The organism is Enterobacter sp. UNJFSC 003 (genome assembly GCF_036903355.1).
Classification (GTDB): Bacteria; Pseudomonadota; Gammaproteobacteria; order Enterobacterales; family Enterobacteriaceae; genus Enterobacter.
Genome location: NZ_JBAKHK010000369.1, coordinates 1 through 233 on the forward strand (window position 1 = coordinate 1; position 233 = coordinate 233).

1 pseudogene is annotated in these 233 nt (G+C 50.2%); it reads left to right on the plus strand.

Annotated features, from left to right (window positions below):
• Nucleotides 1-61: 61 nt before the first annotated feature.
• Nucleotides 62-233, plus strand: a pseudogene (locus V5P19_RS24590) (MFS transporter); the annotation flags it as partial.

Sequence of the window (233 nt, forward strand, 5' to 3'; positions counted from 1 at the left end):
GCTGATGTTGGTTTGATACGTAACGCCGCACTGACTCTCATTGCAAAAAACAGGAATAACCATGCAACCGTCCAGAAACTTTGACGATCTCAAATTCTCCTCTATTCACCGCCGCATTTTGCTGTGGGGAAGCGGTGGTCCGTTTCTGGATGGTTATGTACTGGTAATGATTGGCGTGGCGCTGGAGCAACTGACGCCGGCGCTAAAACTGGACGCTGACTGGATTGGCTTGT